This is a genomic window from Rhodopseudomonas sp. BR0C11 (assembly GCF_010820945.1).
Lineage (GTDB): Bacteria > Pseudomonadota > Alphaproteobacteria > Rhizobiales > Xanthobacteraceae > Rhodopseudomonas > Rhodopseudomonas palustris_H.
This window is the reverse complement of the sequence record NZ_QTKI01000326.1, coordinates 1-5,626: the sequence shown is the minus strand read 5'-3', so window position 1 is coordinate 5,626 and position 5,626 is coordinate 1. Positions and strand designations below refer to the sequence as shown.

Sequence of the window (5,626 nt, the reverse complement as noted above, 5' to 3'; positions counted from 1 at the left end):
GTTGCGAGCTTCCGCACCGTCTGATCCCGGCGAACGAGGAACAGATCCGGGATCAACCTGGACCTGAATGATGTCGCTCAACGGAGGAAACGAACGATGATTGGACGAAAGCCCCACCTCAGCCGTTTGCGGCTGATGACGATGGTGAGCGCTGCGGCGCTGATCGCCACGTCGATGACGCTGTCGCCGGCGCGTGCTGCGGACGACGCGGTCCTGAAGAAGTGGATCGACGAGGAATTCCAGCCCTCGACGCTGTCCAAAGAAGACCAGATGAAGGAACTGCAGTGGTTCGCCAAGGCGGCCGAGCCGTTCAAGGGCATGGAGATCAACGTCGTCTCCGAGACGCTGACCACGCACGAATACGAAGCCAAGACGCTGGCCAAGGCGTTCAGCGAGATCACCGGCATCAAGCTGAAGCACGACCTGATCCAGGAAGGCGACGTCGTCGAGAAGCTGCAGACCCAGATGCAGTCCGGCAAGAACGTCTATGACGGCTGGATCAACGACAGCGACCTGATCGGCACGCACTTCCGCTACAACCAGACCATCGCGCTGTCGGACTACATGACCGGCGAGGGCAAGGACGTTACCGATCCGATGCTCGACGTCGCCGACTTCATCGGCACGTCGTTCACCACGGCCCCCGACAAGAAGATGTATCAGCTGCCCGACCAGCAGTTCGCCAACCTGTACTGGTTCCGGTACGACTGGTTCACCAATCCGGACTACAAGGCCAAGTTCAAGGCGAAGTACGGCTACGACCTCGGCGTCCCGGTGAACTGGTCGGCCTATGAGGACATCGCCGAGTTCTTCACCAACGACATCAAGGAAATCAACGGCGTCAAAGTCTATGGCCACATGGACTACGGCAAGAAGGACCCGTCGCTCGGCTGGCGTTTCACCGACGCCTGGCTGTCGATGGCCGGCAACGGCGACAAGGGCCTGCCGAACGGTCTGCCGGTCGACGAATGGGGCATCCGCATGGAAGGCTGCCGTCCGGTCGGCTCGTCGATCGAGCGCGGCGGCGACACCAACGGTCCGGCGGCGGTGTATTCGATCGTCAAATATCTCGACTGGATGAAGAAGTACGCGCCGCCGCAGGCGCAGGGCATGACCTTCTCGGAGTCGGGCCCGGTGCCGGCGCAGGGCAACGTCGCCCAGCAGATCTTCTGGTACACCGCCTTCACCGCCGATATGGTGAAGCCCGGCCTGCCGGTGATGAATGCCGACGGTACGCCGAAATGGCGTATGGCTCCGTCGCCGCACGGCGCGTACTGGAAGGAAGGCATGAAGCTCGGCTACCAGGACGTGGGTTCTGCCACGCTTCTGAAGTCGACCCCGGCGGACCGCCGCAAGGCCGCCTGGCTGTATCTGCAGTTCATCACCTCCAAGACTGTCAGCTTGAAGAAGAGCCATGTCGGCCTCACCTTCATCCGTGAGAGCGACATCTGGGACAAGTCGTTTACCGAACGTGCGCCGAAGCTCGGCGGCCTGATCGAGTTCTATCGCTCGCCGGCCCGCGTGCAGTGGTCGCCCACCGGCAACAATATCCCGGACTATCCGAAGCTGGCGCAGCTGTGGTGGCAGAACATCGGCGACGCGTCGTCCGGTGCGAAGACCCCGCAGCAGGCGATGGATTCGCTGGCCGCGGCGCAGGACTCGGTGCTGGAGCGCCTCGAGAAGTCGAAGGTGCAGGGCGAATGCGGACCGAAGCTGAACAAGAAGGAGACCGCGGAGTACTGGTACGCCAAGTCCGAAAAGGACGGCAACATCGCGCCGCAGCGCAAGCTGGCGAACGAGAAGCCGAAGGGTGAAACCATCGACTACGACACCCTGATCAAGTCCTGGCCGGCGACCCCGCCGAAGCGCGCGGAAGCCAAGTAAGCGGCTGCGAAGCCTCATGGTGAGGAGGCGCGCAGCGCCGTCTCGAACCATGAGGCGACGCGCGCCGCATCATCCTTCGAGACGCCCGGCTGCGCCGGGCTCCTCAGGATGAGGTCTCTGCAAAATCGAAAGGCCGGGAGCAATCCCGGCCTTTTTGCTTTGGCATTGTCTTTCCACGTCATTCCGGGGCGCTCGCGGAGCGAGCGAACCCGGAATCTCGTCGTAGCAATCTCGGGATTCCGGGTTCGCGCTGCGCGCGCCCCGGAATGACCGAGCTACTTGCTTACTGCGCCGCCTGCGCCGACTCCAGCGTGGGGTAGTCGGTGTAGCCCTTGGCGCCGCCGCCGTAGAAGGTCGACTTGTCGGGCTCGTTCAGCGGAGCGTTCCGCTTCAGGCGCTCGACCAGGTCCGGGTTGGAGATGAACGGCTTGCCGAACGCGATCAGGTCGGCCGCGCCTGCATCGAGCTGCTTGTTGGCGAGCGCGAGGTCGTAGGCATTGTTGCCGATGTAGGTGCCGCTGAAGCGCTTGCGCAAGCTCGCGTAGTCGAACGGCGCGATGTCGCGCGGGCCGCCGGTGGCGCCTTCGATGACGTGGATATAGACCAGCTTCAGCTTGTTGAGCTCGTCGACAATATAGTCGAACAGCGCCTGCGGGTTGGAATCCGAGACGTCATTGGCCGGCGTCACCGGGGAAATCCGGATGCCGGTGCGCTCCGGTCCGATCTCCTTGGCCACCGCCGCGGCGACTTCCAGCATCAGCCGCGCGCGGTTCTGAATCGAGCCGCCATATTCGTCGGTGCGCTTGTTGCTGCTGTCGCGGGCGAACTGGTCGAGCAGATAGCCGTTGGCGCCGTGGATCTCGACGCCGTCGAAGCCGGCCGCGATCGCATTGGCGGCCGCTTTCCGGAAGTCTTCGATGATGCCGGGGATTTCAGAGAGCTCGAGCGCGCGAGGCTCGGAGACATCCGCGAACTGGCCGCCGACGAAGGTCTTGGTCTTGGCGCGGATCGCCGACGGCGCGACCGGAGCGCCGTGGTTCGGCTGCAGGTCGACATGCGAGATGCGGCCGACATGCCAGAGCTGGATGAAGATCTTGCCGCCGCGCTTGTGCACCTCGCCGGTGACTTTGCGCCAGCCTTCGACCTGGGCCTGCGAGTAGATGCCGGGCGTGTCCTGATAGCCCTGGCCCTGCTGCGACACCTGGCTGGCCTCGGTAATCAGCAGGCCGGCGCTGGCGCGCTGGCCGTAATACTCCGCCGCCAGCGGGCTCGGGACGAGACCCTCGGGCACGGCGCGGTTGCGGGTCAGCGGCGCCATCACGACGCGATTGGCGAGGGTGATCGGGCCGAGCTTGTAAGGTTCGAAGAGCTTGGAAGTCGACATGGGGCCGTCCTGGACAGTTACGGATGTCAGGAACTTGGGGGGCGGCCCCCGAAACACAATGGCCCTGCCGAAAATAGATGCGTCCGCATGAAATTTTGAAGTGCGGTTTCGAAAATGCCGTTCTTAAGGGAAAAGAATTGCTGGAAATCACGCGGGGGCGGGATGATTCCTGCCGGCCTGCAGTTCGGCGGCGGAGAGGCGCCGCCGAACCTGTCTTCGCGATCGCGCGTTCGGTGCGCGTCCGTTAGGCGGCCGCAACCGTGCGGCGCTGGCGGCGGAAGAACCAGAACACGATCGGGCCGACGAACAGCGTGCCGAACGCCGGCAACGCAGCGACCCGCAGCATCGCGGTGGCGTCGAGCACCTCGCCGCCGATGCCGGCCTTGCCGAGCACGAAGGCGGCAACCAGCGTGATAAACGGCCCGACCACCATCGAAGCGGCACCGGCCGCCTGGCAGTACAATTTGCCTTCCGGCGCGGAGGCGGCCAGCACGCGCGCCACCACGGCGGTAGCGACGAAGGCGATCGCGGTAAGGACCAAGAGCAGCATCATTCCAACTTCCTGTTTGGTCGGACGCTCCCCTGCCGCAGCGTGAAGATGGTGCTGGAGTAGGGAGAATGTCCTAGGTCGACAAAGGCGCGGACTATGGGAGGGCGCCTGTTCAGCGGCAACAGGATACTTTGTGCGCTGCAAACGATGTTGATCGAGCGCAGAAACTGCTTCTTATTTTACCGGCGCGGGTACTGGCCCAAGAGGTATCGCAGGACGCGAACAGGCATTTTACTACCGAAATCCTGCACCCAGGCGCTGAGTGACGGCGTTGCTATCAACCTCTGGGGGTGCGAAGTGGCACTAAAGAGCGCAAGGCTGGAATCGTTCGAAGCGATCCGGCCGAATGGGTCGCTTCTAAGACTTTCGTCGAGCTACTCGGCGGCCTTCGGCGCCCCGCGCAATCGGCCGACGATTCCGGTCGGGAAGAAGTACACGCTGGCGACGAACAATAGCCCGAGCCACAGCAGCCAGCGGTCGGGATGCAGCAGGTTCGGCAGCAACGGCAGCCCGGCATCGGCGGCGGCGGTCGAGGCCGCGCCCATCAGCGCCTGCAGATAGTTCTGCGCCAGGATGAAGATGGTGGCGCCGATGATTGCGCCGTAGATCGTGCCCATGCCGCCGATCACCACCATCAGCAGGATGTCCAGCATGATCGAGAACGACAGCGACGTATCCGGCCCGGCGTAGCGCAGCCACATCGCATTGAGCACGCCGGCGGCGGCGGCGACCAGCGCGGCCAGCACGTTGGCGTAAGTCAGGTGAAACACGGTGCGATAGCCGAGCGCCTCGGCGCGGAAGCGGTTCTCGCGGACCGCCTGCAGCACCCGGCCGAACGGCGAGTTCACCACCCGCAGCAACGCCAGGATCATGCCGGCGCAGCCGACCAGAATGATGTAGTAGGTCAGGATGCGGCCGTTGATCCGCACCCCGAAGAAGTCTTTGACGAACACCGTGCCGGGCCGCAGCAGCTCCGGCAGGCTGAAGCTGCGGCCATCCTCGCCGCCGGTCAGCCACGACAGCTGCGACGCCAGCACCAGGAAGGCGGAAGCGACCGCCAGCGTGATCATCGCAAAGAAGATCGCCTCGACCCGCAGCGAGAACAGCCCGATGATCAGCGCCAAGAGCGCGGCGAGCGGCAGGCCGATGACGATGCCGGCGCCGACCGCCGCCCAGCTCGGGCCCATGCCGTACAGCGCGATCGCCACCGCGTAGGAGCCGATGCCGTAGAACATGGTGTGGGCGAACGACACCGTGCCGGTGTAGCCGAGCAGGAGATCATAGGACGCCACCAGCGCCGCGAAGATGCAGATCTTGGCGGCGACGTTGAGCGGCTTGGCGCCGGGAAACACGAACGGGGTGATCGCCAGCATCACCACGATCGCGATCAGCAGCAGCGCCAGCACCCGGCTGCGCGGCGGATCGCCGGACAGGATCATCATCGACTTGTCACCGCATAGAGGCCGCGTGGCCGCCACATCAGGATCGCGACCATCAGCAGGATGTTGGAGACCAGCGCCAGCTTCGGCACCAGGAAGCCGCCGTAATTGGCGACCATCGCCACCAAGAGCGCGCCGATGAAGCAGCCGCCGACTGAACCGAGCCCGCCGATGATCACGACGATGAAGATCAGCACGGTGAGCTCGTTGCCCATCGAGGCGTGGACCTGCTCGCGATACAGCGCCCACATCACGCCGCCGAGCCCGGCCAGCGCCGAGCCGACCATGAACACGCCGAGGAACAGCCGCTTGACGTGATAGCCGAGCGCTTCGACCATCTCGCGGTTCTCGACGCCGGCGCGGATCAAC

Annotated in this window: 5 protein-coding genes; 1 reads left to right on the top strand and 4 read right to left on the bottom strand. The window is 64.3% G+C overall.

All coding sequences use genetic code 11. The features are described from left to right. Positions 1-96: 96 nt before the first annotated feature. Positions 97-1,884, top strand: a complete 1,788-nt coding sequence (locus DYI24_RS20040; protein WP_107356929.1) for an ABC transporter substrate-binding protein — start codon at positions 97-99, stop codon at positions 1,882-1,884. 283 nt (positions 1,885-2,167) lie between these two features. On the opposite strand, the gene DYI24_RS20035 is transcribed toward DYI24_RS20040, so the two are convergent. The 4 genes from DYI24_RS20035 to DYI24_RS20020 all read right to left on the bottom strand — a co-directional run. Then, positions 2,168-3,268, bottom strand: coding sequence for an alkene reductase (locus DYI24_RS20035; RefSeq protein ID WP_107345973.1), 1,101 nt, complete (start codon positions 3,266-3,268; stop codon positions 2,168-2,170). Positions 3,269-3,512: 244 nt separating this feature from the next. Beyond that, entirely contained in the window at positions 3,513-3,821 is a 309-nt protein-coding gene (gene pufW / locus DYI24_RS20030) for a reaction-center light-harvesting complex 1 protein PufW (RefSeq protein ID WP_012497598.1), read from the bottom strand. A 371-nt stretch (positions 3,822-4,192) separates the two neighbouring features. Continuing rightward, positions 4,193-5,260, bottom strand: coding sequence for a branched-chain amino acid ABC transporter permease (locus DYI24_RS20025; RefSeq protein ID WP_164573560.1), 1,068 nt, complete (start codon positions 5,258-5,260; stop codon positions 4,193-4,195). After that, the coding region (locus DYI24_RS20020) for a branched-chain amino acid ABC transporter permease (RefSeq protein WP_164573559.1) at positions 5,257-5,626 on the bottom strand (370 nt) is incomplete at its 5' end. The genes DYI24_RS20020 and DYI24_RS20025, both read right to left, overlap by 4 nt.